We start from the raw sequence: 26,308 nt of genomic DNA, 5'->3' as shown, positions 1-26,308 counted from the left end.
GCTGGCGCTGCAGGCCGCGCACCGCGGTTACGTGATGGAGTCCGGCCTGATCACGATGGAAGGCAAGGCGGCTGACATGCTCAATGATCCGCGCGTCAAGGCGGCTTATCTGGGCGAGGGCGAATAAGGGCGATCAGGCTCAAGGCCTGAAGAATCGGCGATGCCGCAGGGCATTCAGATTCGGCTGATCTAAAAATAAAACGCAGTGCATTTTCATGCACTGCGTTTTTTGTATCTGTCTTCAGGCGATATCTCAAATTTTTAAATCAGGACAGTAATCTGTCTTGCAGCAGCGCCATCAAATCTCTGCGCACGTGCATGAAAATATGAACATAGATGGCTTCCGTGCGCACTTCATACACGATGCGGTTTTTGCCGACATAAATTTGTCGATACCGGCCGCTGCCGATTTCTTCAAGTTCTTCCAGCGCCGAGCCCGCATGAGGATGTTCAGAGATGGTTTTGATCGTCGCCTGAATATCTCTGTTCAGTTTTCCCCAGACTTCTTCACCAAGCTGACGTGTCACGCTTTTCTTGAGATTCCTGTAATCGGCCTGAGCCGACTGCAAGATTTTTACCGGCAGATTCATTCACCATCCATCGCGGCAAAAAAGTCCGAGGCGTCCTGAAATTTCTCTGCCTCGATTTCCTTCGCACCATAGGCAAGAATTTTCAACATGGTCAATGTGTCCTGCTGTCTTTCATATTTGGCGATGTCCATCACCACCATCTTGGCCTCGCCATTTTGCGTAATGATGAGCGTGTCGTCCTTGTCGGCGAAATCCTTGATGATTTCGGCTGCGTGGGATTTCAGATAGGAGATCGGTTTGATTTGAGTGGAGAAAGTCATGAGCGCTGCGTCGTCCTGAAAAATTGAGCAAAATCGGCTGGGCTTGAACTAAGAGGACTGATTTTGAACCGAATTCAGTCTGATTGCAATGTGCGTTGCGACTGTGATAACTCCGACATTCATAAAATCAGCGGTGGCGACATATGCCATGCCCGGTCGAACTCCGCCTGGAAGCAGCTGTCACCTGAATAGATCAGCCGAGGTGCCGATTCTGCTGATTGCGCAGAATCGTCGGTACATCGCTCATTTCTAAGCATTTCTGAGCACCTGCGGGCCGATCGTTTCAGTTATCGCTTCAGGGACACGCACATGCAAAGGGAACAGTGGATCGACGTTTATCGCGGCATCGGCATCATCATGGTGGTGTGGGGGCACGTGTACGGAGGTTACAGCTTCGATCTGATTTTTCTGTTTCACATGCCGCTGTTTTTCTTCATCAGCGGCTATCTGTTCAGGCCGCCGCCGGACTATCGCGATTTCATCCGGCGCAAGGCGATCCAGTTGCTGATTCCCTATGCTGCGTTTCTGCTGCTGTTCATGATTCCGCAAGCCACCAATCTTCTCCTTCATTTACCGCAGGACAGTCGCGCGATCATCCGCTTCTTCAAAGCCTTCCTGCTGGGCGGGCGCGCCTTGCCCACGGCCGAAACGGCGTTCTGGTTCACCACCTGTTTCTTCACGGTGCTGCTGATGGAAGCATTTCTGATCCGGCGCTGTTCGCGCCGGGTCTTGCTCTGGCTGCACGCCGGCATGCTGGCTCTGAGCTATCTGAACAATTTTGTCTTTCCTGAGTTCTGGCTGATCGGCAATGCCAATGTGGCGCTGGCGGCGGCGCCGTTTTTCTATGCCGGCTATCTGTTTCACGCGGCGCTTCAATCCGACTTCGAGGTGCGCCGCATCTACCTCTGGGCCACTGGCGCCGCGCTGTTTTTCATGGCAGTGGTGATCGCCAATCATCATTTCGACGGGGGCCTGTATCTGCCCTACGACATGAAGGTTTCCCATTACGGCACGCCGGTGCTCAGCTTCATCGCGGCGCTGGCCTGCTGCATTTCGCTGCTCTGGATTGCACGCCGCATCAGCGCCAGCTATCCGCGCCTGTCGCAGGCGCTGGCAGGGCTGGGGCAGGCGGCGATCGTGATCCTGTTTCTGCATCAGGCGCTGTCAATGGCGGCGGCCTGGCTGTTCGGCGAAGATCAGTTCTTCATCCGCTTCACAGTGGCCTTGCTGGGCAGCTATTGGCTGTATCGGCAATGCCGCAGATGGCGCTGGACGCGCGCTTTCTTGCTCGGTTCGGAAAAGGATTTTCGGGGCGATCCCGGAACTGCAACTGCCTTGCAGCGCTGATCGTGCCCGCAATCGCGGCAAAGCGGGCGCAGCGCGGGCCTCGATTGAAACAAGGCCCGCTGACTGCCGCACGGCGTCGCGCTTGCAGCGCGATTGATGCTCAATGCTGATGGATTGTTGTGATATTTAATTTTGAATAAATGACTGAAGCAAAATTAAATTCAAAGGTTTGGCTAAAAATACAGAATTAATATTGGTGGCGCCCGCATAGAATCGCGGAAAGAAAAATCTTCTCCGAATCTTCTGCACATTTTCTCTTACACCGCTTCATTTCTCTTTCTGGCCCACCCATGACTACTGCCGCCGCGCCGTCCGCTGCACCCGCCGCCGATATCTCCCATCTGCCTTTCAGCGCTTTCCACACCGAAGTGATGCATGCGCAGACGCCTTTGCGCCAGGCCATCACCGAGGTCTATCGTCGCGACGAGCGCGAGGCCGTGCAGTGGCTGCTGAGCCAGGTCGGCAGCAGCGCGCAGTGGCAGCAAGATACGCAGCAACTGGCGCGCAAGCTGGTGCAGGCGGTGCGCGACAAGCGCACCCGCTCATCCGGCGTCGATGCGCTGATGCATGAGTTTTCGCTGTCGTCGGAAGAGGGCGTGGCGCTGATGTGTCTGGCCGAGGCGCTGCTGCGCATTCCGGACCATCAGACCGCCGACCGTCTGATCGCCGACAAGATCAGCAAGGGCGACTGGCGCAAGCATCTGGGCGAGTCGCCTTCGCTGTTCGTCAATGCCGCGACCTGGGGCCTGCTGATTACCGGCAAGCTGGTCGGCACCAATAGCGAAAGCGGTCTGGGTTCGGCCTTGACGCGTCTGATCAGCAAGGGCGGCGAGCCGCTGATCCGCAAGGGCGTCGATCTGGCGATGCGCATGCTGGGTAATCAGTTCGTGACCGGCCAGACCATCGCCGAGGCGCTCGACAACAGCCGCGACAATGAAAAGCGCGGCTATCGCTATTCCTACGACATGTTGGGCGAAGCGGCGCTGACCATGCACGACGCCGACCTCTATTACCAATCCTACGAAGACGCGATCCACGCCATCGGCCGCGCCTCCAACGGCCGCGGCATCAAGAACGGTCCCGGCATTTCGGTCAAGCTATCAGCGCTGCATCCGCGCTATTCGCGCGCGCAGCAGGCGCGCGTGATGGCGGAACTGCTGCCGCGCCTGAAGCAATTGCTGCTGCTGGCCAGGCAATACAACATCGGCCTGAACATCGACGCCGAAGAAGCCGATCGTCTGGAACTGTCGCTGGATCTGATGGAGGCACTGGTGGCCGATCCCGATCTCGCCGGTTTCGACGGCATCGGTTTCGTGGTGCAGGGCTATCAGAAACGCTGCCCCTTCGTCATCGATTATCTGGTCGATCTGGCGCGCCGCCACGGCCGCAAGCTGATGATCCGTCTGGTCAAGGGCGCCTACTGGGACAGCGAAATCAAGCGCGCCCAGGTCGATGGTCTGGAAGGCTACCCGGTCTACACGCGCAAGGTGCATACCGATCTGTCCTATCTGACCTGTGCGCAGAAACTGCTGGCTGCGACTGATGTGATCTACCCGCAATTCGCCACACACAATGCGCACACGCTGGCCGCGATCTACAACTGGGCGCGCCAGCATCAGATCACCGATTACGAATTCCAGTGCCTGCACGGCATGGGCGAGACCTTGTACGACCAGGTGGTCGGCAAGGATCAGCTCGACAAGCCTTGCCGCATCTACGCGCCGGTCGGTTCGCATCAGACCCTGCTGGCTTATCTGGTGCGCCGGCTGCTGGAAAACGGCGCCAATTCCTCCTTCGTCAATCAGATCGTGGATGAAGAAGTACCGCTGGAAAAACTGATTGCCGATCCCATCGAGTCGGTGCGCGCCCAGGGCGGCGCGCCGCATCCGACCATCGCCGTGCCGCATCGTCTGTATGGCGAGGAGCGCAAGAACTCGGCCGGCATCGATCTCAGTAATGAAGATCGCCTGCGTCAGCTGGATCAGCTGTTTGTTGCCATGGCGCAGCGCCAATGGCAAGCCGGGCCGCTGCTGGATGGCGCAGCGCTCGCCGGCGTGGTGCAGGACATTTACAATCCGGCCGACCGCCGTGAGGTGGTGGGTCAGGTGACCGAAGCCTCGCTGGAAGATGTCGAAACCGCCCTGCACGCCGCTACCGAATTCGCGCCGCAATGGCAGGCGCACGCCGCCGGCGAACGGGCGCAGATGCTGGAGCATGCCGCCGATCTGCTGGAGCAGAACATGGCCGAACTGATGGCGCTGGCCGTACGTGAAGCCGGCAAGTCGCTGCCGAACGCGATTGCCGAAGTGCGCGAAGCGGTCGACTTTCTGCGCTACTACGCGGTGCAGTCGCGCCACGCCGGCAATGCGCTGGCCTGGGGCCCGGTGGTGTGCATCAGCCCCTGGAATTTCCCGCTGGCGATCTTCATCGGCGAAATCAGCGCCGCGCTGGCTGCCGGCAACGTGGTGCTGGCCAAGCCGGCCGAGCAGACGCCGCTGATCGCGTATCGCGCGGTGCAACTGATGCACGAGGCCGGTATTCCGCGCGCCGCCCTGCAATTGCTGCCGGGTCGCGGCGAAACCGTGGGCGCCGCGCTGACTGCGGATGCACGCGTCAAGGGCGTGATCTTCACCGGCTCCACCGACGTCGCGCAACTGATCAACAGAACGCTTGCTGCGCGCACCCTGGATGAACACGGCGAGATTCTGCTGATCGCCGAAACCGGCGGCCAGAACGCGCTGATCGTCGATTCCAGCGCCTTGCCGGAACAGGTGGTGCAGGATGTGCTGAGCTCGGCCTTCGACAGCGCCGGCCAGCGTTGCTCGGCGCTGCGCGTGCTGTGCCTGCAGGAAGACATCGCCGACCGCACCATGGAAATGCTGAAGGGCGCGATGCTGGAATTGCGCGTCGGCCGCCCCGATCGTCTGGCGATCGACATCGGTCCGGTGATCGACGCCGATGCGCAGCAACAATTGCTGTCGCATATCAGCAAGATGCGCGGCGTGGCGCGTTCGGTGTATCAGCTGCCGCTGGATGCCGCTTGCGAACAAGGCACCTTCGTGCCGCCGACCGTGATCGAAATCGATTCCATCGCCCAGCTGGAGCGTGAAGTATTCGGCCCGGTGCTGCACGTGCTGCGCTACCGCCGCGAGCAGTTGCCGCAACTGCTCGACAGCATCAATGCCAGCGGCTACGGCCTGACGCTGGGCGTGCATTCGCGCATCGACGAAACCATCGACTACGTCGCCAGCCGCGCGCATGTCGGCAACATCTACGTCAACCGCAACATCGTCGGCGCCGTGGTCGGGGTGCAGCCCTTCGGCGGTGAAGGCAAGTCCGGCACCGGCCCCAAGGCCGGCGGCCCGCTGTATCTCAAGCGCCTGCAACGCAATCCGAATCTGCAGGGCGATCTGGAGCAGGCCAGGCCTTCGGCGCAGGCCAATCCCTTGCTCGACAGCCTGCTGAACTGGGCCGCGACGCATGGCCATGCGCGTCTGGCGACGACCGGCAAGCATTACCAGGCCGAAAGCCTGCTGCAGCGCAGCCTGCTGTTGCCGGGCCCGACCGGCGAGCGCAACACGCTGGCCTTCGCGCCGCGCGGTCTGGTGCTGTGCGTGGCGACCAGCGTCGGCGCCTTGCTCAATCAACTGGCGGCAGCCTTCGCCACCGGCAACAGCGTGGTGGTCGATGCCGCGACGGCAGCCTTGATTCCGAGCGGCCTGCCGCAACAGTTGCGCGCAGCGATCCGCCAGGCCGAGCGGCTGGAAGCCGAGCCGCTGCACGCCGCGCTGGTGGATGTCGATGCCTTGCTGCAATGGCGCGTCAGGCTGGCCGAACGCGGCGGTGCGCTGGTGCCGCTGATCACCGCCGCCGAAGACAGCGCGATCCCGCTGTGGCGTCTGGTGGCTGAGCGCGCCTTGTGCGTCAACACCACGGCGGCCGGCGGCAATGCCAGTCTGATGACTTTGTCGCTCTGAGCACGAAGCTTCAAGCCTGGCGACTGATTCTCGCCAGACAAAGAGGGCGCTCGCCGGAATGACCGGCGGGCGCTCTTTTCTTTTCAGTGCATTTTCATTTGCAAACAAGAAATTTTTGGCTGGCCTGGCGGCCGCGCGTAGAATACCTGTCGGGTGAGGCGTCCCGCTCAGGCACGCCAGCTCTGCCTCGCTGAGCCGCATCCAGTCACGTGACTGCAATGTCCTTGCAATCTTTGGGACGATCCCCATCTCAAAAAAACGCGGTAAATCAAGATTAAGTAGCCTGAGCGCAAGCCGCCGGGCGCATCAACATTCATCAGAGGCAAGCATGGAACAATTTCACGGCACCACCATTCTCTCGGTGCGACGCGGCAATCAGGTCGCGCTGGGCGGCGACGGTCAGGTGACGCTCGGCAATGTGGTCATGAAGGGCACCGCGCGCAAGGTGCGCAAGCTGTATCACGGCAAGGTGCTGGTCGGTTTCGCGGGCGGCACGGCCGATGCATTCACGCTGCTCGACCTGTTCGAAGCCAAGCTGGAAAAGCATCAGGGCAATCTCATGCGTGCGTCGGTCGAACTGGCCAAGGAGTGGCGCACCGACCGCATGCTGCGCCGGCTGGAGGCAATGCTGCTGACCGCCGACCGCGACACCACCCTGGTCATCACCGGCAACGGCGATGTGCTGGAGCCGACCGACGGCATCGGCGCCATTGGTTCCGGCGGTACGTTTGCGCAATCGGCGGCCAAGGCGCTGCAGGAAAATACCGAGTTGGCGCCGGCCGATATCGTCAAGAAGTCCCTGGTGATCGCCGGCGAGCTGTGCATCTACACCAACCTCAATCACATCATCGAGACGCTGGAATAATCCTGCCGGATCAAGCCTCCTCCCATTTGAATTGCAGCGCCGGTCAGCGGCGCAGTGTGGTCTGCTGCAGTCAGCGGCATGACCCGGAACAAGTGAAGAACCAACATGAACATGACACCCAAAGAGATCGTTTCGGAACTCGACAAACACGTGGTCGGACAAGGTCGCGCCAAGCGCGCTGTCGCCATCGCTCTGCGCAACCGCTGGCGCCGGCAGCAGATCGAGGAGCCGCTGCGTCACGAAATCACGCCCAAGAACATTCTGATGATCGGCCCCACCGGCGTCGGCAAGACTGAGATCGCGCGCCGTCTGGCCAAGCTGGCCGATGCGCCTTTCATCAAGATCGAAGCCACCAAGTTCACCGAAGTCGGTTACGTCGGCCGCGACGTCGACACCATCATTCGCGATCTGGTCGACATCGGCATCAAGCAAACGCGTGAAGTCGAAGTGCGCAAGGTGCGCGCGCGCGCCGAAGACGCAGCGGAAGATCGCGTACTTGACATCCTGTTGCCGCCGGCGCGCGATTTCGGCTTCACCGAAAACAAGGATAAGGAAGCCGGCGATGACAAGAGCGCCGCCGGCAATAGCGGCAGCACTACGCGCCAGACTTTCCGCAAGCGTCTGCGCGAAGGTGCGATGGACGACAAGGAAATCGAGATCGAGCTGAACGAAGGCGCGCAGCAGATGGAAATCATGGCGCCGCCCGGCATGGAAGAAATGACCGAGCAGATCAAGTCCATGTTCTCCGGCCTCGGCAACAACCGCAAGAAGACGCGCAAGATCAAGATCAAGGAAGCCATGAAGTTCCTGATCGAAGAGGAAGCCGGCAAGCTGGTCAATGAGGAAGAGCTGAAGAAAAAGGCGATCACCAATGTCGAGCAGAACGGCATCGTGTTCCTCGATGAAATCGACAAGATCGCCACGCGTTCGCAGAACGGCAATGCCGATGTGTCGCGTGCCGGCGTGCAGCGCGATCTGCTGCCGCTGGTGGAGGGCACCACGGTCAACACCAAGTACGGCATGATCAAGACCGATCACATCCTGTTCATTGCTTCGGGTGCGTTCCATCTGGCCAAACCATCGGATCTGATCCCTGAACTGCAGGGTCGTTTTCCGATCCGGGTCGAACTGGATTCGCTGTCGATTGCCGACTTCGAACGCATCCTGACCGGCACCGATGCCTGCCTGACCAAGCAATACGAAGCGCTGCTGGCGACCGAAGGCGTGAAGATCGAATTCGTCGACAGCGGCATCAAGCGGCTGGCGGAAATTTCGTTCTCGGTCAATGAAAAGACCGAAAACATCGGCGCGCGTCGTCTCTACACCGTGATGGAAAAGCTGCTGGAAGAAATTTCTTTCATCGCCGGCGAAGGCGATGCGCAGACGCTGACCATCGACGGCGCTTATGTCGATATGCGCCTGGGTGAGCTGGCGGTGAATGAGGACCTGTCGCGTTACGTGCTGTAACGCGCGGATTCCGAGACAAGGAGCGCTGCCATGGCCAACAAGACGCTGGGGACACGGCAGAAGCTGAGTTTTCGTATCGAGCCGGCGCAGCGCGTTTCCAAGCCGCGCAATCCGGTCGCGATTGCCGCCGGCCAGCGTGCCGGCGGTGCCGGGCCGCATCGCAAGAGCGAAGCGGCGCAGCGGCAGGAACTGAAAGCCTTGCTCAAGAAAAAGCTGGCTGGGGATGAAGACAGCTGAATTTTTCAGTCAGCGCGCACTAAAGAAAAAAGCCTCCGAAGCGATTGCTTCGGAGGCTTTTTTCGTCAGCGGAAACCGCTGGCTTACATGTGATAACGCAGGCTCAGCATCACGTTGCGCGGCGCGCCCGGCAAGCTCAGGTTGGGGCTGGAGCCGTGACCCGAGATGATGTAGCCGGTGTTGAAGATGTTGTTCACGTTGAACTGGATTTCGTACCTGGCAGTGCGATAGGCTGCCATTGCATCGGCCGTCACGTAGCCCGGCAGCAGCACCGTGTTGCCCGGATTGGCCGCACGCGCGCCTACCGCATTGGCGCCGCCGCCCACGGTGAAGCCGCTGCCCAGATCCTTGGTCAGCCACAGGTTGGCGCTGTGTTTTGGTGTGAGCGTGGCGTTCTTGCCTTTGACCGGGACGTTGCCGGTACCCGGCGCACTGGCGTCGAATGCAGTGGAGTCGGTGATGACGGCATCCAGATAGGCATAACCGGTCATGACTTTCCAGCCGCCCTTGAGGTCGGCGCTGAAGGTGAATTCGGCGCCGTCGGTGCGTTGAGTGCCTACCGGGATCAGACGGTTGTTGTTGGTCGGATCGGTGGTCTTGATGTTGTTACGCTCCAGGCGGAACAGCGACACCGTGGCGCTGGCGCGGCCATCGAGCAGGTCGTACTTGGCGCCCACTTCGGTATTGCGGGTGGTTTCGGGCGACAGGTCGGCGTTGTTGACGGCCAGCGCGAAGTTTTCGCCGGAGGGCTGGAAGGACTTGCTCAGCGAGACGTAGTAGGACTGGGTCTCGGTCGGCTGCCACACCAGGCCCACACGCGGGCTGAATGCGGTGTCGGTACGCGCCAGGCTGCCCGGCGAGGTGCCGCCGACGATGCGCGACTTTTGCTCGAAGCTGTCATAACGCACACCGACCAGGGTCTTCCATTGATCGTTCCAGGCGATGTTGTCCTGCAGATAGCCGCCGAAGGTGTTGTAGGTGCCATAGGTGCTGGTAAGGGCGCCGAGCGTATTGGGGTTGACCGTCGGCAGCACCGGATTGAAGATGTTCACGCCGGTGGCGACTGTCACGCCGGCGTAGGTAAACGCATCCTTGCTCTGGCTGCCGAACTCCACGCCGTAGAGGATCTCGTGCTTGGTACTGCCCAGTTGCAGCTTTTGCGTCAGTTCGCTCTGATTGAACCAGCCGTTTTCGTCGCGCACCAGCTTGGAGTGGTTCAGCGTCATGGTCTGGGTGACTTCATTGACGTTGCCGCTGATGTTGGTCGGGTTGCGGTTCAGGTGATAGTCGTAGTAGCGGAAGTTGTTCTTGAAGGACAGCGACTCGTTGATACGGTGCGAGAGCACGGCCGAAGTCGAGACCACGCGCGACTGCACGAAGTCGGCATCGCGTGCGTTGCGGGCGCCGTAATACGTACCCGGATCTACGCTGACCGGACGGCCCTTGAACGACGGAATGCCGAAGTCCATCACGCGGCGGTCTTCCAGATAATCCGCCTGCAGCAGCAATTTGGTGTCGGCCGAGAAGCGCAATTCCATCGACGGTGCAATCGCGGTGCGGTCGATGAATTGCTGGGCGCGGTAGTTGTCGCCGCGTTCCACGGCGCCGGTCAGGCGCCATGACACCACGCCGTCGCCGGCGCCGCGGCCGACGTCGACTTCCGCGCGACGGCCGGCAAAACTGGTCAGGGTGACGCCGACGTCATTGATGTCGATGCCGGGCTTCTTGGTGACGCGATTGATCAGACCGCCCGATGAACCGCGGCCGTACAGCACGGCGGCCGGGCCCTTGATGACTTCCAGCGATTCGACGTTGGACAGGTCGCGGAAATACAGTGCATCGTCGCGGAAACCGTCGACAAACTGGTCGCCGATGGCCGTGAAGCCGCGGATGAAGACCTGATCGCGCTGGCCGTCGCCGGTCGACAGACCCAGGCCCGGCACATTCTTGAGCGCATCCTGAATCGACAGCGCGCCCTGGTCGCGCATCACCTGCGCCGGCACCACGTTGATGGTCTGCGGAACGTCGCGCAGAGGCGCTTCGCTCTTGGTGCCGCTGACGGAGGTAGGCGCCACATAGCTGTCATTGGCGCGCGAGCCGCTGACCTGCACTTCGGGCAGGCTGGTGGATTGGGCTTGAGCTTGATGTGCGGCGAGCGTGGAGAGCGACAGCGTGGTGAGGACAGCCAGGGTGCCTGGCTTTAGGCGGGACTTCATGAACTATTTTCCTTGTTCAGTAATAAGAATTATTTCTATTTATATTACTAAATAAGTGTAAATTTTAGTAAGGATTTTGTAAGTCGATGTGCCGAAACAACGGCGCCCCCAAAATCTGTTGACGCGCAAATTAGTGTGTGGCTGGACTTGAGGGCGTGGGCGATCTGAAGAGGATCGATTGGGAATGCGAGTAAATAATTCCGGATGGAATTTAATGCCGATTTTTGCGAGCAGGGCGCTCGCTATTGAACCGGTAGGTTCGCGCTTCGGATTGGCAGCGCATTGGTGAAGCACGGCGCCGCAGCGCCGCATGAAAAGAAAAGTGGGCGCCCGGACAATTGCGCCATGGCGGGTGCAGGCTAAGAAGCGGATGCCGGAGGCCAGATACCAGATAGATACTGCGCTACATCCGCCAACACGCGTAACGCAGCGCAAAGCTGCAGAAAGCGAATCAGAAACGAGCCGGAGAAGCTTGCGCTTCAGTGCAGACGAATCACCTGTTCGCTGTCTTCGCCGCCGGCGGCGCCGCTCTTGCCGAACGAAAACAGTTCGTACTCGCTGCCCTCTTCATTGGCGCGGTATTGGTAGGGATTGCCCCAGGGGTCGTGCGGCAGCTTGTCCACATAGCCGCCGATCTGCCAGCCGTTGGGCACCGGCGCCCGCGTAGGCTTGATCGCCAGCGCCAGTAAACCTTGCTGCGAGCTGGGATAGCGACCGTTGTCCTTCTTGTAGATTTCAAGTCCCTGGCTGATCGCTTGCAGCTCGCGCTCGACCGCAATCGCCTCCGGGCTATGGTCGTGCGACCAGCGATCCGCCAGTTTGGGCAAGCCCCAGGCGGCTGCTACCGCCAGCACCGCGAGCAGAATGATCCACTGCAGACGGCCAACTCCGCGTTGAAGGGCGCGGGGCGCGGGCGGACGGCGGGACGGCGAGTGAGGACGGCGCATGAATGCAACAGGTTTCAAGAAGATGAATCTAAAAAAGAATAAAGGGGCGACGATTGAAAACGGCCGGCGGCTTGCAGTCGTGACAACAGAAAGCCAGCAAGTATAAAGGCCCGCTTGTCTGAAATGCGATGGCGCGGCGCTCGCCCGGCGCCGTTACCGGTTTTTTTGATTGTCAGTCGGCCGGTCTGATGTCTACCTTGACGCCGCTCTGGGCGCTGACCGCTTCCGACAGGGTGGCGTACATCTCACTGCCGTCGCGGGTGTTGATCCATTGGCTGCCATTGAATTTGTAATGAAAACCGCCGGAACGGGCGGCGATCCACATCTCTTTCATCGGCGCCTGGCTGTTGACGATGATCTTGGAGCCGTTGTCTATGCATTCAATTTCCAGCACATTGCCGCTGCGACTGCACTCCACATCCAGCTCACCCTCGTCGCAGGCCTGTTCCAGCGCGCCCTCGATTGCATTGAGGGTGGCATCTGCAAGGTCCAGGAATTCTGATTCCGTCATGCTAAACTCCGAAGCATTTGAAGTAATCCGACATTTTATCGTGAAGTCATCTATTTCTCAGTTCCATCGTGCCGGATTCGTCAGCGCCACTGGCGCCGCCTTGCTGGTATTGCTGCTGGCCGGTTGCGGCCAAAAAGGCCCCTTGTACATGCCCAAGATTCCGCCGGCGCGTACCACTTCGCATGAGGTCGCGCCCAATCCGGACGCCGCGACCGATGCCGCAAAGAAGGGGGATATGGGAAATGCTCAGCCGATGGCCTGCCAGGCTGCGCCTGCAAATGGCTCAGCTTCGCTGGCCTGCAACGCCCAGACGCCCGGCAAATAAGCCGGATTCGATGACGATTGCACGATACGCAGCTCTGAATCCGGGGGCTGCGATAGCACTGAAATAATGTACCTGTCCGAATTCAGATTTCGTTTGTTCTGTATGACTACGCGCCGGCCTTGCCGGCGTTTTTAACTTCCAGATAAATTTCATGTCCCATTTTTCCTATCGCAATGGCGTGCTGCACGCTGAACAGGTTTCGCTTGATGCACTGGCCCGGCAATACGGCTCGCCGCTGTATGTCTATTCAAAAGCCGCGCTGGTTGAAAATTTCTCGGCCTACGCCGACGCCTGCCGCAAAGCCGGCCGCGATAGCGAGGGGGCGTTGATCTGCTACTCCGTCAAGTCCAATTCCAATCTGGCCGTGCTGAATCTGCTGGGGCAGCAGGGCTCCGGTTTCGACATCGTCTCGGGCGGTGAACTGTTGCGTGTGATTGCCGCCGGCGGTGATCCGCGCAAGGTGATTTTCTCGGGCGTGGGCAAGGGCCGCGATGAAATGAAGCTGGCGCTGCAGCACGACATCCTGTGCTTCAACGTGGAATCGATTCCCGAGTTGCATCGCCTCAATGAGGTGGCCGGCGAAGCCGGCAAGCGCGCGCGCATTTCGCTGCGCGTGAATCCCAATGTAGATGCCAAGACCCACCCTTACATCTCCACCGGCCTCAAGGAAAACAAATTCGGCGTGGCCTACGAAGACGCGCTGGACTGTTACCGCACCGCGGCGTCGCTGCCCAACATTGAAGTGGTCGGCATCGACTGCCACATCGGCTCGCAGCTGCTGGATGACGCACCGCTGCTGGAAGCGCTGGACAAGGTGATCGAACTGATCGACCAGCTGGCGGCCGAAAACATCCATGTGCATCACCTCGACATCGGCGGCGGCATCGGCATTACTTATGACGATGAAAAGCCGGTCGCCATCGGCGATTATCTGGCGCGTCTGTTTGCCCGCGTCGATGCCTGGCGCAAGGAAAAATATGCCGGCGCAGCGATCAAGGTGATGTTCGAGCCGGGCCGTTCCATCGTCGGCAACGCCGGCGTGCTGGTGACTGAAGTGCAATATCTGAAGCACAGCGAAGCCAAGAATTTCGCCGTGGTCGATGCCGCCATGAACGATCTGATGCGCCCGGCGATGTACCAGGCCTGGCACGGCGTGCAGACCGTCAGGCAGGAGCAGAACGGTGCGCAGGTCTACGACGTGGTCGGCCCGGTATGTGAATCCGGCGACTGGCTGGCGCGCGAGCGCGAACTGGCCATCCAGCCCGGCGATCTGCTGGCGCTGACCTCGGCCGGCGCCTACGGCATGACCATGGCATCCAACTACAACACGCGCGGCCGCGCCGCCGAAGTGCTGGTGGATGGCGAGCGCGCGCACCTGATCCGCAAGCGCGAAAATCCGGCCGATTTGTTCGCGCTGGAAAGCATCGTCTCCTGATCCTGGCGCGGCTGCCAGGCCGCGCGCAGTGATTCCCCGGGCAGAGCGATTCCGTGTTGACGGATCGCTCTGTTTTCATTTGCATCTGCCTGGCTTCTTGCAGATGTTTCAACATACGCTACGGCAGGAATTTGCTGCGACCGCAAAAAATCCCCAAACCGGCCCTGCTGCGGGTTTTCCTTTGAGAAATTTGGGTGCACAATGTCACCCCGGCCGCCCAAAACAGATAAACAAGACCGCAGCCGGTTCAGCAAGATCAGTGAGATCAAAAGGGGAAGGGAAGCCTTATGCAGTGCGTTCATTGCGCGGCAGCGAATCGGGAATCCGCCAAATTCTGCTTGAGTTGCGGCCAGTCTCTGCCGACTCAGGCTGTTGCGTCGTCTGTCAGGCCCGGGGCCGCAAGCTCCGCCCAGCTCGATTGCAGCGGCTGCGGTCATCACAACAAGCCAGGTTCCAGATTTTGTTCTCAGTGCGGCAATCATCTGACGCCAGCCGGCATGCCGGCAGATAGCGGTCGCCCCGACGAGACCGAGATCGCCGCCGCCGTGCTGGCATCCATCGCCGCCACGCCTGCCGGTTCGCAGTTTGCGCCGGCGCCGCTGGGTTTCTCCGGTGACACCGCTGTGTCGGACGAATATGTGGCGCTTGCCGTCAAACCTCGGCCGGTGGCCGAGGTGCCGCCGCAGGTGGTCGCCGCCGTCGCCGCCATTACCGATTATTCATCGCTGCGCAATGCTGCAGTTCCGGCTAGCCCGGAGGTAGCGCCGGATACGAGTGCCGCTTCCTCGTCGGCCACGGCACTCGAGAATTCTTCCGCCAGCCCGGCCATCGATCCGGTGGCCGAATACCTGGCGCGGCACGCCTTGCGGCCTGCCACATCGAACGGCGAAACCAGCGAGTTCGGCTTTGCCGAAGCGGCCAAGTCCTGGAGCCCATCCGAAAAAGTCATGATGCAGGCCTCGGCCGAGCCGCAGCGCAAGCGCACCGCGCCCATCATCATGACCGTGCTGCTGGTGGCGCTGATGATCGTGGCTGCCATGTGGTGGAACGGTCGGGCGCAGCCCAATGTGTCGCCCGCTTCGCCAACTGCCGCGCCGGCGACTGCACCAGCCTCAGCTTCGGCCCTGGCGGCGGCAAATGCAGCGCCGGCATCCGAAGCGCCGGCGGCTCCGACTGCATTGACCACATCATCAGCGGCTTCAGAGCCGGCGGATGCCGCATCCGGCGACAATGCGCTTCCATCTCCGGCGCAGAAAGAGGCGCAGCAATTGGCGAGAAAGCAGGCCGCCGAAGCCCGCCGGAAAAAAGCCGAGGCGCTCAAGGCCGAGCGCGAGGAGCGCAAGCAGCGGGCCGACGCCGCCATGGCCGAAGCGCGCGCCAATGCCGAACGTGCCGCCAATGAAGTGCGTGCGGCAGCGCCGGCGGCGCCGGTCACCGCTTTGCCAGGCACCGCGGACAAGGTCGCGGCCTGCCAGAAACTGTCCTTGTTCTCGCGCGAGAGCTGCCTCTGGGGGCTGTGCAACGGCAAGTGGGGCAAGGACGGTTGCCCCTCGTATCAAAACAATAATCAAAACTAGCGGCAGGTGAGGCGCAGACCCCAAGCGAGTCGCGCAGAGCCGGTTCCGCTGCGCTCCGGTTGCGGCGCCTGTCAGCCAAGTGTCAGCGCGCGCGGATGAACGTCCGCAGCCGAAACGGGTCAATCCGCTCAGCCAGGCCGGTTTGAGCAGGCGTGCCCGCACCATCATCGGTGCAGACCCGGTCGGCACTTCTCAGGCCCGCACCGATCCGCTGCCGCCCATTCGATAAAACAAGGGGAATGCATGAGCGACACCAATTCCAGTCTGCCGCCCGGATTCAATTCATTGCTGGCGTCGGTTTCGGCCTTTCGCAATACGCGTGCGCTGGTCTTGCTGGGGCTGACTTTCGTACTCGGTACGCTGGCCGGCGGCGTGCTGTCGCTGCTGGGCGCGCAACTCGGCCTGGGCATCTCCTTCCTCGGTTTCATCCTGTCTTTTCTGGTGTTCTTTTACGGCGGCAATGGCGTCGGCATCCTGCTGATGGCGGACGCTCAGGGCCAGGCCGGTCAGCTTGGCATCAGGGACGCGGTGCTGCTGTCGCTCTGCACCAGCCATCGCCTGCTGGGCGTGGCCTTGCTGTATGTGCTGATCGTACTGGCGGTGGTGATTGCGGTGGCCCTCGTGCTGCTGATCTGCAAGATTCCGCTGCTCGGTCCGCTGCTGTATGTGGTCGCCTTCCCGGTGTCGGCAGTGGTGCTGGGCGTGACCGTGTTTTCCTTATACGGCGTGCTGTTGCCGCTGGCCGGGCCGGCGGTGTGGAACGGCAGCGGCGTGTTCGAAGTGATCTCCCGCCTCAACCGCATCGTGCGCCGGCAACTGATCATGGTCTTGCTGTCGGAAGTGCTGCTGATGCTGATCACCGGGCTGGTGGCGCTGTTCATTTCGGCCATCGTGGCGATCGGTTCCGGCATCACCTCCAGCCTCTCGGCCGGCATCATCGGCTTCGGACGCGGCGGTTTGCTGGGTCTGTTTCCGGGCTTCGGCTTTTTCGGTCTGGGCGCCAGCGCGCATGTGATGGCCGGCATGCTAGGCGGCGGTCTGCTGTTCGCGCTGGCGGCGGTGGTGCCGGCGCTGATCTGGTGCAAGGGCAGTTGCATCATTTATCTCAACAGCATTGAGGGCATGGACTTTGCCGGCCCCGAAACCGCTCTGAGTCAGCGTCTGGATGCAGCGCGCAGGAAGGCAGAACAGGCGCGTGCGAATGCGCGTGAGCTGGCGGCACGACGCGGAAAATCTGAGCCCGAGGCCGCCTCGGTTCGCGGCAAGGACGACGCAATTCCATCTGCTGCGCCGGCAGCTTCTGAATTGCCGGCTGCCGCAGAGCCGGCGAGCGATGCCGCGACGCCGCGTATCCTCAACGCAAATACGCCACCGGCTTGCCCGTCATGCCATGCCAGTGTCGCGCCCTCCGACGTATTCTGCGGCGCATGCGGCAGCAAGCTGAAATAAGGATATGCCATGACGCGTTTTTGTACCCAATGCGGCAGCGCCAACCTCGATGTGGCGGTTTTCTGCGACGAGTGCGGCGCCGTGCTGCGACCGCCGGAAGCTCAAAAAGCGGCATCCCAAATGGATGCCGGTACCGATACTGCGGGTGCCGTGATGCCGGTCATGCAGACTACCGCCACCGAGCCGCCGCGCAAGCCTTCCCGTCTGCGCATCGGCCGCCGCAAGACCTGGATGATCGGGCTGGTGATCGGGGCGCTGGTGCTGGGCGCCGGCGCTGCGGTCAACTGGTGGCTGGCGCCGGAGGCTGCCACCGAACAAAGTTTCAGTCGCGCGGTCGAGCAATATCTGTCCGAAAACGCGCGCATGCGCGAGGCGCTGCTCTGCGCCGCCAATGAGCGTCTGCAAAACAATGTGCTCAGCATTTCCCAGTTCGAATCGGGCAATCGCGGCTGGGCCGATCTGCTGGTGCAGGCCGGTGTGCTGGAAGGCCCGCGCCTGGAAAGCTCGGGCTTCGGTTTCTTCAACCGTTCGCAATACATCTACAACGTCACCGATGTCGGCCGCAAATGGGTGCGCAACGGCCGCGTGTGTCTGGGCAACAGCCTGAGCGTACGTTCGCTGACGGGCTTCGATCAGGTGCAGCAAGTCGGGGAAGAAAGCATGGCGCCGGCGCATTCCGTGCTGGAGATCGCCGATCAGGCGCCGTGGCTGAAGAACTCGCCGCTGCGCGAACAGATCCTGCAAAAAAGCGGCAAGGCAAAACTGGAGCTGACCTTGACGCTGACGCTGGTCGACAAGAAATGGAAGGTCAGCGAAGCCGCCGAAAACCGGCGCCGCCTGGCCAACAAGTTCGAAGGCTTCGGCAAGGAAAGCAGCGAAGTGCAGGACGCCTCCGCCGGCAAGCCCGGCTGGATCGCCCGCATCAAGACCTGGCTGCACATCGACGACCATCCCCTGATCGGCAAATGGCGCGACGCCACCGGCATGGTGACCTTCGAATTCAGCGCCGACAGCATGACCGAAAACGGCAAGCTGATTCCGGCTCGCTTCGAAACCCAGGGCGACGTGGTCAAAGTCATTCCCGACAAGAATCCGCAGCAGGGCTTCAAGGTGCAGATGCGCGGCAAGGACTCGGCGGTGATCGATCTCGGCTTGCTGTCGCTGCGCCTGGCGCGGGTCGAATAAAGCCGGTTCGTGCCGGCACTGGTCCTGCCTGGCTTGGCCGGAATGCGCTCCCGCTCCGTGCCGGCGATTCAGCTCGGGGCGGAGTCTGATGCCGGCCACCGCCACCGCCACCGCCACCGCCATCGCACTTCTTGCATTTCTTTACTTCCTCTTTTGATGGGCCATGCCCTGCCTGATTTTTGTGCAGGCGGCAGGAGCGATTTTTGCTTGAAGACGCCGGTGCATCGCTGCGGCGATGCGAGTCTGTCCGTGTGGAAATCAAGTCGCTCAAATTTGGCCGAAGCGCAGCCGGATTCTGTTCGACAGAGACGAAAGACGCGCTCAGATGCCGCTATAATGCGCGTTTTTATCCCCGCCGCTCGGACGGTTTTGCCCTACTGCGCAAGGAACAAGGCATGAATGCTCTTCTCTGGTTCGTCGTCCTCTATTGGGTCATTTCGGTCGGCATCGGCTTGTATGCCACCAAGTTCGTCAAGACCTCCAAGGACTACGCCGTGGCCGGCCGCTCGCTGCCGATGTCGATCGTCACCGCTACCGTGTTTGCCACCTGGTTTGGCTCCGAAGCGGTGCTGGGCGTGTCTTCCACCTTCCTCAAGGAAGGTCTGGGCGGTATCGTCGCCGATCCTTTCGGTTCCTCGCTGTGTCTGATTCTGGTCGGCGTGTTCTTCGCCAAGCCGCTGTATCGCATGAACCTGCTGACCATCGGCGACTACTACAAGAAGCGCTTCGGCCGTGCGGCTGAAATGCTGGTCACCATCTGTATCGTGATTTCCTATCTGGGCTGGGTAGCGGCGCAGATCAAGGCCCTGGGTCTGGTGTTCAGCGTGGTGTCGGGCGGCTATATCCCCATGCACTGGGGCATGATCATCGGCGCCGGCAGCGTGCTGATCTATACCTTGATGGGCGGCATGTGGGCGGTGGCGATTACCGACTTCCTGCAGATGATCATCGTGGTGGTCGGCATGCTCTACATCGGCTGGGAAGTGTCGGACATGGTCGGCGGCCCGGCGGTGGTCATCCAGCACGCAGCGGATGCCGGCAAGTTCAATTTCTGGCCCTCCGCCACGCCCAAGGAGGTGCTGTGGTTCTTTGCCGCGTGGATCACCATGATGCTGGGTTCGATTCCGCAGCAGGACGTGTTCCAGCGCGTGATGTCGTCCAAGAACGAAAACATCGCGCGCAATGCCTCGATTCTGGGCGGCGTGATCTATTTCATGTTCGTCTTCATCCCGATCTTCCTGGCTTACTCGGCCACGCTGATCGATCCGGCCATGGTGGAGCGCCTGCTGGAAACCGATTCGCAACTGGTGCTGCCGACCCTGATCATGGAAAAGATGCCGGTATTCGCCCAGGTGATGTTCTTCGGCGCGCTGCTGTCGGCCATCAAGAGCTGCGCCAGCGCCACCTTGCTGGCGCCGTCGGTCACCTTCACCGAAAACGTGCTCAAGGAAATCCGCCCGTGGAAGAGCGACAAGGAGTTCCTGTTCTCGATGCGCGTGGTGGTGCTGATCTTCACCGTGGCAGTGACCTCGCTGGCGCTCAACAGCAAGTCCAGCATCTATCAGATGGTGGAAAACGCCTACAAGGTGACGCTGGTCGCCGCCTTCGTGCCGCTGGCTTTCGGTGTGTACTGGAAGCGCGCCACGCGCCAGGGCGCCTTGATGGCGATGGTGCTTGGCTTGCTGTCCTGGATCACGCTGGAATACGCCGCGCCGGATGGTCTGTGGCCGCCGCAGCTGATGGGGCTGATGTTCAGCATAGGCGGCATGGTGGTCGGTTCGCTGATGCCGCAGATCGTGGCGCCTGTCCCGCAAGCGCTGGCCAATGTGCCGGAAGGCCCGGGCAAGATCTGAGGGGGAATCCGGCTGGATACCTCTTCGTAAATGAAGCAAGCGCATGAATCAACAAGCGGCTGTCCGGTTTTCCGGCAGCCGCTTTTGTTTTGGGTGGCGCCGATTGCCGACCTCTGCATCGGACTGAGCGGGCATCGTCAGGCCGATCCGATTTTTCCTTGTCTCAGCGTGTGCTCATTTTTGTGGCAATCTTGATCCCCTGGAGGCGATTGTATTTATCTGTGATTTTCGATGATTTTCTATTGTGAAATTTCTCTGTTGCAATAATGCGATGGGAACTAATTTGCTTTTAATCAACCTGAAAGATCATGACTGAGCACAATTACCCCTATGACCGGGCAGCCGATGCGCTGTTTCTGGACTTCGACGGCACCCTGGTCGATCTGGCTTCAGAACCGGGCGGCGTGCTGGTGTCGCCGGCGCTGATCGAGGCGCTGCAGCGGCTGCAACAGGAAAGCGGCGGCGCCATCGCCATCGTCAGCGGCCGCCCCATGGATGAGCTGGATCACTTTCTCAAGCCCTTGCGGTTGCCGCTTGCCGGCGTGCATGGCGCCGAGCGGCGCACCGCCGATGGCAGCGTGGTGCAGCAGCCGGTGCCCGATGCCAGCCATCTGCAACAGCGTCTGCAAGCCTTTGCCGATAGCCACGGTCTGCTGATGGAGCGCAAGCGCGGTGCGGTCGCGCTGCACTACCGGCATCAGCCGCATCTCGAATCGCTGTGCATAGAAACCATGAGCGCAGCACTGCAGCAGGAGCCCGGGTTTTCCATGCTGCGCGGCAAGATGGTGGTCGAAGCCAAGCCGCATATCAACAAGGGCGATGCGATTGCCGCCTTCATGCGCGAAGCGCCGTTTCGCGGGCGGCGTCCGGTGTTCATCGGCGACGATGTGACCGATGAAGCCGGTTTTGCCTGGGTGCAATCCGAAGTCGCCAAAGGCCTTGGCATCAAGGTCGGCAACGGCGCCACCCAGGCCGGCCTGCGTGTCGACAATCCGGCGGCGGTGCTGTCGCTCTTGCAACAATCTCTGACGCGAGCGTTGCCTGCGTCGCCCCCTTTGCTGACCCCCGCGTCCGGCTGAGCAAGCCGCAAAGCCAGGCGCTGCGAGGTCGACGCAATTTGTCGGAATGTTTTCGAGCCGGCGCAATCATATTTCAGCAGTGCAGCAAACCTGCTCATCCATCCGCCGCCTGGCGCGATATCATCCGCAGCAGGCGCACCACGCAGTCCGCTGCTTCTGCACCAGCGCAGTAAAGATTCATACCGACGCAGAGCATGCCGGGCAGTTGCCCGCGACATGACACAAAATCAAGAAATCTGGATAACGGAGCAATGAGGGAATCCATGGAACCTACGCAAGCTACGCAATCTGCCACCCAGTCCGACATCACGCCATCCAACGAGCAAGCCGGACAGCCTTCTCCGCACTCTCAATCGCAGCACTCCGAGCAGCCGCATCTGGCGGCCCAGGCTCAGGATATTCTTTCGACCTCGACGCTGGACCTGGGCGTGATCGGCAACTGCGCCTTCAGCGCGCTGATCGACAAGATGGGGCGCATCGTCTGGTGCTGCCTGCCGCGTTTCGACGGCGATCCGGTGTTCAACGCGCTGCTTGACCCCAGCGACAACGGCAGTCTGTGGAGCTTTCAGCTGGAGAATTTTTCGCACAGCGAGCAATGGTATGAGCCCAACACCGCCGTGTTGCGCACCCGCCTGTACGACACGCTGGGGCAGGGCGTCGAAATCACCGATTTCGCACCGCGCTTCGCCAGCCGCGGGCGTTTCTTCCGACCGCTGCAACTGGTGCGCCGCGTGCATCCGCTGTCGGGCGCGCCGCGCATGCGCGTGATCCTGCGGCCGAAGTTCGACTGGGGCCGCGATGTGCCGCTGGAAACGCGCGGCAGCAACCATATCCGCTTCGTCGGCGATGAGCAGACCCTGCGTCTGAACACCGATGCGCCGATCAGCTACATCGTCGACGAGACCGCCTTCGTGGTCAGCCGGCCGTACAACTTCATCCTCGGCCCGGACGAAACCCTGCACGGCGGCATCGGCGACACTGCGCGCGATTTTGAACAGGAAACATTGGCCTACTGGCGCAACTGGAGCCGCGCGCTGGCCACGCCGCTGGAATGGCAGGACGCCGTGATTCGCGCCGCCATCACGCTCAAGCTTTCTGTGTATGAAGACACCGGCGCCATCATCGCCGCCATGACCACCAGCGTGCCGGAAGCGCCCGGCAGCCAGCGCAACTGGGACTATCGCTATTGCTGGCTGCGCGATGCCTTCTTCGTGGTGCGCGCGCTCAACAGCCTGTCCGAACTCGGCACCATGGAAGATTATCTGCGCTGGCTCACCAATGTCATCGTGCGTTCGGCCGGCGGCCATGTGCAGCCCTTGTACGGCATCGGTCTGGAAGAGGGCTTGCCGGAACAGATTCTGGATCACCTGCCGGGCTATCTGAACCACCGTCCGGTGCGCGTCGGCAATCAGGCCTACGAACATTTCCAGCACGACGTCTACGGCAATATCGTGCTCGGCGCGGCGCAGGCCTTCCACGACATGCGCCTGCATCATCGCGCCGGCATCGAGCACTTCCATCATCTGGAAGCGGTCGGTGAGCGCGCCTATGAGGTCTACGATCAGCCCGATGCCGGCATGTGGGAGCTGCGCACGCGTTCGCGGATACACACTTCCTCGGCGCTGATGAGCTGGGCTGCCTGCGACCGTCTGGCCAAGATTGCGGCGCGGCTGGATCTGGCCGAACGCGCCAAATACTGGGGCGAACGCGCCAAGGAAATCGGCGACCGCATTCTGAACGAAGCCTGGAACGAGCAGCGTCAGGCCTATGCCGAAAGTTTCGGCGGCCGCGACCTCGACGCCAGCGTGCTGCTGATGGTGGAAGTCGGCCTGATTGCGCCGACCGATCAGCGTTTCATCTCGACCGTCGAGGCGCTCGAAAAGCATCTGTGCGACGGTCCTTACATGCGCCGTTACGAGGCGCCGGACGATTTCGGCCGGCCCGAGACGGCATTCAACATCTGTACCTTCTGGCGTATCGACGCGCTCGCGCGCATCGGCCGCAAGGAACAGGCGCGCGAGATTTTCAAGGCGATGCTCGATGCGCGCAACCACCTCGGTCTGCTGTCTGAAGACACCCATCCGGTCACGCGCCAGATGTGGGGCAATTTCCCGCAGACGTATTCGATGGTGGGCATCATCAATTGTGCGATGCGCTTGTCGGCATCCTGGGAGGCGGTCATCTGATGGGACGTTTAGTGGTGGTATCAAATCGCCTGGCCGATCCGCGTAAAGCGGCGGCCGGCGGACTCGCAGTGGCGCTGGGCGAAACGCTCAAGCGCACCGGTGGTTTGTGGTTCGGCTGGAGTGGCAAGATCGTTGAAGATGGCACGCCCGGCGAGGGCGAGTTGCATGTGCATCAGGCCGGCAGCGTGACGCTGGCCGAGCTGGATCTGTCGAAGGAAGATCACGATTCCTACTATCGCGGCTACGCCAACGGCGTGCTGTGGCCGGTGTTTCACTACCGGCTCGATCTGGCCAATTTCGAATCGGGTCATCTGGGCGGCTACCGCCGCGTCAACCAACTGTTCGCGCGCAAGCTGTATCCGCTGCTCAAGCCGGACGACATCATCTGGATTCACGACTATCACCTGATTCCGCTGGCCGCCGAACTGCGCGCCATGGGCTGCGAAAACCGCATTGGTTTCTTCCTCCACATACCGCTGCCGCCGCCGCCGATACTGGCCGCGATTCCTTCGCACGAATGGTTGATCCGCGCCATGTTTGCCTACGATCTGGTGGGTTTCCAGAGTCACCTCGACGTCCAGCACTTTGCGCATTACGTGAAGGCGGAAGCGACCGCCGAATCGGTGGGCGCCAACCAGTTCCGCGCCTTCAACAGTACGGTGCAGGCCGAGGCGTTTCCGATCGGCATCGACGTCGCCGATTTCCAGCGGCTGGGGCGCGCCAGGGAAGCGCGCGAGACCTACGAAACCACGGTCAAGGAATACTCGCGCCGGCGTCTGCTGATCGGAGTCGATCGTCTCGACTATTCCAAGGGCCTGCCGCAGCGCATCCGCGCTTTTCGCGAGCTGCTGTTGGCCTATCCCGAAAATCGGCATAGCGCCACGCTGCTGCAGGTGGCCTCGCCGAGCCGCGAAGATGTCGATGCCTACAACGACATCCAGCATGAACTGGAAAGTCTGTGCGGGTCGATCAACGGGGACTTCGGCGATTTCGACTGGATGCCGATCCGCTACATTCACCGCACCGTGGCGCGCAAGCGCCTGCCGGGTTTGTACCGCGCCTGCGCGGTGGCGCTGGTGACGCCGCTGCGCGACGGCATGAATCTGGTGGCCAAGGAATTCGTCGCCGCCCAGGATGAAGAAGACCCCGGCGTGCTGGTGCTGTCGCGCTTCGCCGGCGCCGCCGAGCAGATGCCGCAAGCGCTGATGGTCAATCCTTACGACACGCATGGTACCGCGCAGGTGATCCAGCAGGCGCTGCAGATGTCGCTGGGCGAACGGCGCGAGCGTCATGCCGCCTTGCTCGAGGGCATACGCAAATATGACGTGCATTGGTGGTGCCGCGAGTTCTTGCGCACCCTCGGCGAAGCCAAGCAGCCGCCTTCCGCGACGGAACAGAATGCAGCCTGATCGCTGAAGCGCCGCGGCCCGCGTCCGGGTTCTACCCGATAACCGGGTGGGCGTATGCCGGGCCAGGCTCAGTTGCCGCGAAATCTTGCCGGGATGCCAATTCCTGGCAATTTCCGCCCCTTCCAGTCCCTTCCGCGCGCTGTTCGGGCCTCCTCCTGTTGTCGCCGTGTTGCAATAAATACAGCCGGCGGCGCTTCCTTGCACGACCCTTCGCAAAATCCCCCATAAAAACCTTTATAATTCAGGGTTTTGGAAGATTTTTGCGGAGTTAGTCATGCCGATTTATGCGTATCGCTGCGAAGCGTGTGGGTTTGCCAAGGATGTCTTGCAAAAGATGTCCGACGATGCGTTGACCGTTTGCCCGTCCTGCCACAAGGACAGTTTCAAGAAACAATTGACCGCAGCCGGCTTTCAGCTGAAGGGTTCCGGCTGGTATGTCACCGATTTCCGCGGCAATGGCAGCGGCGTGGCGAACAGCACCGGCGCCACCGGCACCGCCTTGCCTGCGACCGAAAGCAGCGCCCCCGACAGCGCCCCGCCTGCAGCCGCACCGGCCGCTACGCCCGCGCCGGCGGCCTCTTCTGCGCCTGCGGCCCCGGCCGCACCTTCGACTCCGAGCGCAACCTAAGCGGTTCGCTCCGGCGCGCCGCTCACCTTAAAGACCATGCGTAAATACTTCATCACCGGCCTGCTGATTCTGGTGCCCCTCGCGATCACGCTATGGGTGCTCAACCTGATCATCGGAACGATGGATCAGTCCCTGCTGCTGCTGCCGGAAAGATGGCGGCCGGAAGCGCTGGTGGGTTTCCACATCCCCGGTCTCGGAACCATCCTGACCCTGCTGATCATCTTCCTGACCGGTCTGGCTGCGCGCAACTTCATCGGCCGCCAGGTGGTGTCCTTGTGGGAAGGCATCCTGACCCGCATCCCGGTGGTCAAGTCGATCTATTCCAGCGTCAAGCAAGTGTCGGACACGCTGTTCTCGTCCTCCGGCAATGCCTTCCGCAAGGCGGTGCTGATCCAGTATCCGCGCCAGGGTTCGTGGACCATTGCGTTCCTGACCGGTGTGCCGGGCGGCGAAGTCAAGAATCATCTGCAGGGTGACTACATCAGCGTCTACGTGCCGACCACGCCGAATCCGACTTCCGGTTTCTTTCTGATGCTGCCGCGCGCCGACTCGATCGAACTCGACATGTCGGTCGACGAGGCCCTGAAGTACATCGTGTCCATGGGCGTGGTAGCGCCCGAGATGCTGGTGGCCGAGAAGAAAATCATCACCGATACCACGGCCCATAATTGAAGGGGCGTTCGGCGTCAGGGATGACGCTGTCCAGCCCCGCCACGGTATCCACACAAACACCTTCGAATAAAAATCTGCAAGAAAACTGTCAAC

At 61.2% G+C, this 26,308-nt stretch carries 22 protein-coding genes and 1 pseudogene; 18 read left to right on the top strand and 5 right to left on the bottom strand.

From position 1 onward, the window contains the following. Positions 1 to 127: ABC transporter ATP-binding protein C-terminal domain-containing protein (locus PQR62_RS11305; RefSeq protein WP_459251856.1), on the top strand; the 127-nt coding region annotated here is incomplete at its 5' end. A 139-nt stretch (positions 128 to 266) separates the two neighbouring features. Here the strand turns inward: PQR62_RS11305 and PQR62_RS11300 are convergent. Together PQR62_RS11300 and PQR62_RS11295 are read right to left on the bottom strand one after the other, a co-directional pair. Continuing rightward, entirely contained in the window at positions 267 to 590 is a 324-nt protein-coding gene (locus tag PQR62_RS11300; RefSeq protein ID WP_408157869.1) for a type II toxin-antitoxin system RelE/ParE family toxin, read from the bottom strand. Beyond that, entirely contained in the window at positions 587 to 850 is a 264-nt protein-coding gene (locus PQR62_RS11295) for a type II toxin-antitoxin system Phd/YefM family antitoxin (protein WP_408157867.1), read from the bottom strand. Before PQR62_RS11295 ends, PQR62_RS11300 begins: the two co-directional genes overlap by 4 nt. A gap of 309 nt (positions 851 to 1,159) precedes the next feature. Here PQR62_RS11295 and PQR62_RS11290 point away from each other — a divergent pair, with 309 nt between their 5' ends. The 5 genes from PQR62_RS11290 to PQR62_RS11270 all read left to right on the top strand — a co-directional run bounded on the left by PQR62_RS11290 (position 1,160) and on the right by PQR62_RS11270 (position 8,743). Then, positions 1,160 to 2,197: an acyltransferase family protein gene (locus tag PQR62_RS11290; protein ID WP_408157865.1), complete on the top strand. Its 1,038-nt coding sequence runs from the start codon at positions 1,160 to 1,162 to the stop codon at positions 2,195 to 2,197. A 290-nt stretch (positions 2,198 to 2,487) separates the two neighbouring features. Beyond that, positions 2,488 to 6,174 (top strand): trifunctional transcriptional regulator/proline dehydrogenase/L-glutamate gamma-semialdehyde dehydrogenase, encoded by a 3,687-nt coding sequence (putA, locus tag PQR62_RS11285; protein WP_408157863.1) that lies wholly within the window; start codon positions 2,488 to 2,490, stop codon positions 6,172 to 6,174. Between the two features lie 328 nt (positions 6,175 to 6,502). Continuing rightward, positions 6,503 to 7,039: an ATP-dependent protease subunit HslV gene (gene hslV / locus PQR62_RS11280; RefSeq protein WP_408157861.1), complete on the top strand. Its 537-nt coding sequence runs from the start codon at positions 6,503 to 6,505 to the stop codon at positions 7,037 to 7,039. A 105-nt stretch (positions 7,040 to 7,144) separates the two neighbouring features. Then, positions 7,145 to 8,506 (top strand): ATP-dependent protease ATPase subunit HslU, encoded by a 1,362-nt coding sequence (hslU, locus tag PQR62_RS11275; protein ID WP_408157859.1) that lies wholly within the window; start codon positions 7,145 to 7,147, stop codon positions 8,504 to 8,506. A 30-nt stretch (positions 8,507 to 8,536) separates the two neighbouring features. Further along, complete coding sequence (locus tag PQR62_RS11270) at positions 8,537 to 8,743, top strand: hypothetical protein (protein ID WP_408157857.1); 207 nt, start codon at positions 8,537 to 8,539, stop codon at positions 8,741 to 8,743. 83 nt (positions 8,744 to 8,826) lie between these two features. Here PQR62_RS11270 and PQR62_RS11265 read toward each other — a convergent pair whose 3' ends face one another. From PQR62_RS11265 to cyaY, 3 genes are all read right to left on the bottom strand, one after another. After that, the gene (locus PQR62_RS11265) at positions 8,827 to 10,959 is read right to left on the bottom strand and encodes a TonB-dependent receptor (protein WP_408157855.1); all 2,133 of its coding nucleotides are present in this window, start codon (positions 10,957 to 10,959) and stop codon (positions 8,827 to 8,829) included. 479 nt (positions 10,960 to 11,438) lie between these two features. Beyond that, positions 11,439 to 11,906, bottom strand: a complete 468-nt coding sequence (gspG, locus tag PQR62_RS11260) for a type II secretion system major pseudopilin GspG (protein ID WP_408157853.1) — start codon at positions 11,904 to 11,906, stop codon at positions 11,439 to 11,441. A 172-nt stretch (positions 11,907 to 12,078) separates the two neighbouring features. Continuing rightward, entirely contained in the window at positions 12,079 to 12,417 is a 339-nt protein-coding gene (cyaY, locus tag PQR62_RS11255; RefSeq protein WP_408157852.1) for an iron donor protein CyaY, read from the bottom strand. 40 nt (positions 12,418 to 12,457) lie between these two features. On the opposite strand from cyaY, the gene lptM reads away from it, so the two are divergent. The 12 genes and pseudogenes from lptM (at position 12,458) to PQR62_RS11195 (ending at position 26,215) form a co-directional block, all read left to right on the top strand. Continuing rightward, positions 12,458 to 12,742, top strand: a complete 285-nt coding sequence (gene lptM, locus PQR62_RS11250; RefSeq protein ID WP_408157850.1) for an LPS translocon maturation chaperone LptM — start codon at positions 12,458 to 12,460, stop codon at positions 12,740 to 12,742. A gap of 151 nt (positions 12,743 to 12,893) precedes the next feature. Beyond that, positions 12,894 to 14,177, top strand: a complete 1,284-nt coding sequence (gene lysA, locus PQR62_RS11245) for a diaminopimelate decarboxylase (RefSeq protein WP_408157848.1) — start codon at positions 12,894 to 12,896, stop codon at positions 14,175 to 14,177. 287 nt (positions 14,178 to 14,464) lie between these two features. Next, positions 14,465 to 14,641 (top strand): annotated as a pseudogene (locus PQR62_RS11240) (double zinc ribbon domain-containing protein); the annotation flags it as partial. 33 nt (positions 14,642 to 14,674) lie between these two features. After that, positions 14,675 to 15,754 (top strand): hypothetical protein, encoded by a 1,080-nt coding sequence (locus PQR62_RS11235; protein ID WP_408157894.1) that lies wholly within the window; start codon positions 14,675 to 14,677, stop codon positions 15,752 to 15,754. A gap of 243 nt (positions 15,755 to 15,997) precedes the next feature. Further along, positions 15,998 to 17,203, top strand: a complete 1,206-nt coding sequence (locus PQR62_RS11230; RefSeq protein WP_408157846.1) for a hypothetical protein — start codon at positions 15,998 to 16,000, stop codon at positions 17,201 to 17,203. A gap of 9 nt (positions 17,204 to 17,212) precedes the next feature. Then, on the top strand, positions 17,213 to 18,388 hold the full coding sequence (locus PQR62_RS11225; RefSeq protein WP_408157844.1) for a zinc-ribbon domain-containing protein: 1,176 nt from the start codon (positions 17,213 to 17,215) through the stop codon (positions 18,386 to 18,388). A 395-nt stretch (positions 18,389 to 18,783) separates the two neighbouring features. After that, complete coding sequence (locus tag PQR62_RS11220) at positions 18,784 to 20,241, top strand: high affinity choline transporter 1 (RefSeq protein ID WP_408157842.1); 1,458 nt, start codon at positions 18,784 to 18,786, stop codon at positions 20,239 to 20,241. Positions 20,242 to 20,549: 308 nt separating this feature from the next. Next, positions 20,550 to 21,320 carry a trehalose-phosphatase gene (otsB, locus tag PQR62_RS11215; protein WP_408157840.1) on the top strand — a complete coding sequence of 257 codons (771 nt, stop codon included), beginning with the start codon at positions 20,550 to 20,552 and terminating at the stop codon, positions 21,318 to 21,320. 263 nt (positions 21,321 to 21,583) lie between these two features. Continuing rightward, positions 21,584 to 23,506, top strand: coding sequence for a glycoside hydrolase family 15 protein (locus PQR62_RS11210; RefSeq protein WP_408157838.1), 1,923 nt, complete (start codon positions 21,584 to 21,586; stop codon positions 23,504 to 23,506). Then, on the top strand, positions 23,506 to 24,915 hold the full coding sequence (gene otsA, locus PQR62_RS11205; RefSeq protein WP_408157836.1) for an alpha,alpha-trehalose-phosphate synthase (UDP-forming): 1,410 nt from the start codon (positions 23,506 to 23,508) through the stop codon (positions 24,913 to 24,915). The genes PQR62_RS11210 and otsA overlap by 1 nt, the downstream gene beginning before the upstream one ends. A gap of 274 nt (positions 24,916 to 25,189) precedes the next feature. Then, entirely contained in the window at positions 25,190 to 25,543 is a 354-nt protein-coding gene (locus PQR62_RS11200; protein WP_408157834.1) for an FmdB family zinc ribbon protein, read from the top strand. A gap of 36 nt (positions 25,544 to 25,579) precedes the next feature. After that, a complete protein-coding gene (locus PQR62_RS11195) occupies positions 25,580 to 26,215 on the top strand; it encodes a DUF502 domain-containing protein (RefSeq protein WP_408157832.1) in 636 nt (211 codons plus the stop codon). Positions 26,216 to 26,308 lie beyond the last annotated feature (93 nt).

This window comes from Herbaspirillum lusitanum (assembly GCF_046025995.1).
Classification (GTDB): domain Bacteria; phylum Pseudomonadota; class Gammaproteobacteria; order Burkholderiales; family Burkholderiaceae_D; genus Herbaspirillum; species Herbaspirillum lusitanum_A.
Note: the sequence above shows the minus strand (reverse complement) of the source record. Positions and strands in the feature narration are given on the sequence as shown.

Coding starts and splice junctions, on each gene's coding strand:
- cyaY (WP_408157852.1), bottom strand. CDS start 12,417: ATGACGGAATCAGAATTCCTGGACCTTGCAGATGCCACCCTCAATGCA.
- PQR62_RS11270 (WP_408157857.1), top strand. CDS start 8,537: ATGGCCAACAAGACGCTGGGGACACGGCAGAAGCTGAGTTTTCGTATC.
- PQR62_RS11220 (WP_408157842.1), top strand. CDS start 18,784: ATGAATGCTCTTCTCTGGTTCGTCGTCCTCTATTGGGTCATTTCGGTC.
- PQR62_RS11225 (WP_408157844.1), top strand. CDS start 17,213: ATGACGCGTTTTTGTACCCAATGCGGCAGCGCCAACCTCGATGTGGCG.
- PQR62_RS11290 (WP_408157865.1), top strand. CDS start 1,160: ATGCAAAGGGAACAGTGGATCGACGTTTATCGCGGCATCGGCATCATC.
- lysA (WP_408157848.1), top strand. CDS start 12,894: ATGTCCCATTTTTCCTATCGCAATGGCGTGCTGCACGCTGAACAGGTT.
- PQR62_RS11235 (WP_408157894.1), top strand. CDS start 14,675: ATGCCGGCAGATAGCGGTCGCCCCGACGAGACCGAGATCGCCGCCGCC.
- PQR62_RS11265 (WP_408157855.1), bottom strand. CDS start 10,959: ATGAAGTCCCGCCTAAAGCCAGGCACCCTGGCTGTCCTCACCACGCTG.
- PQR62_RS11195 (WP_408157832.1), top strand. CDS start 25,580: ATGCGTAAATACTTCATCACCGGCCTGCTGATTCTGGTGCCCCTCGCG.
- PQR62_RS11230 (WP_408157846.1), top strand. CDS start 15,998: ATGAGCGACACCAATTCCAGTCTGCCGCCCGGATTCAATTCATTGCTG.
- PQR62_RS11300 (WP_408157869.1), bottom strand. CDS start 590: ATGAATCTGCCGGTAAAAATCTTGCAGTCGGCTCAGGCCGATTACAGG.
- hslV (WP_408157861.1), top strand. CDS start 6,503: ATGGAACAATTTCACGGCACCACCATTCTCTCGGTGCGACGCGGCAAT.
- gspG (WP_408157853.1), bottom strand. CDS start 11,906: ATGCGCCGTCCTCACTCGCCGTCCCGCCGTCCGCCCGCGCCCCGCGCC.
- putA (WP_408157863.1), top strand. CDS start 2,488: ATGACTACTGCCGCCGCGCCGTCCGCTGCACCCGCCGCCGATATCTCC.
- otsA (WP_408157836.1), top strand. CDS start 23,506: ATGGGACGTTTAGTGGTGGTATCAAATCGCCTGGCCGATCCGCGTAAA.
- PQR62_RS11200 (WP_408157834.1), top strand. CDS start 25,190: ATGCCGATTTATGCGTATCGCTGCGAAGCGTGTGGGTTTGCCAAGGAT.
- otsB (WP_408157840.1), top strand. CDS start 20,550: ATGACTGAGCACAATTACCCCTATGACCGGGCAGCCGATGCGCTGTTT.
- PQR62_RS11210 (WP_408157838.1), top strand. CDS start 21,584: ATGGAACCTACGCAAGCTACGCAATCTGCCACCCAGTCCGACATCACG.
- hslU (WP_408157859.1), top strand. CDS start 7,145: ATGAACATGACACCCAAAGAGATCGTTTCGGAACTCGACAAACACGTG.
- PQR62_RS11295 (WP_408157867.1), bottom strand. CDS start 850: ATGACTTTCTCCACTCAAATCAAACCGATCTCCTATCTGAAATCCCAC.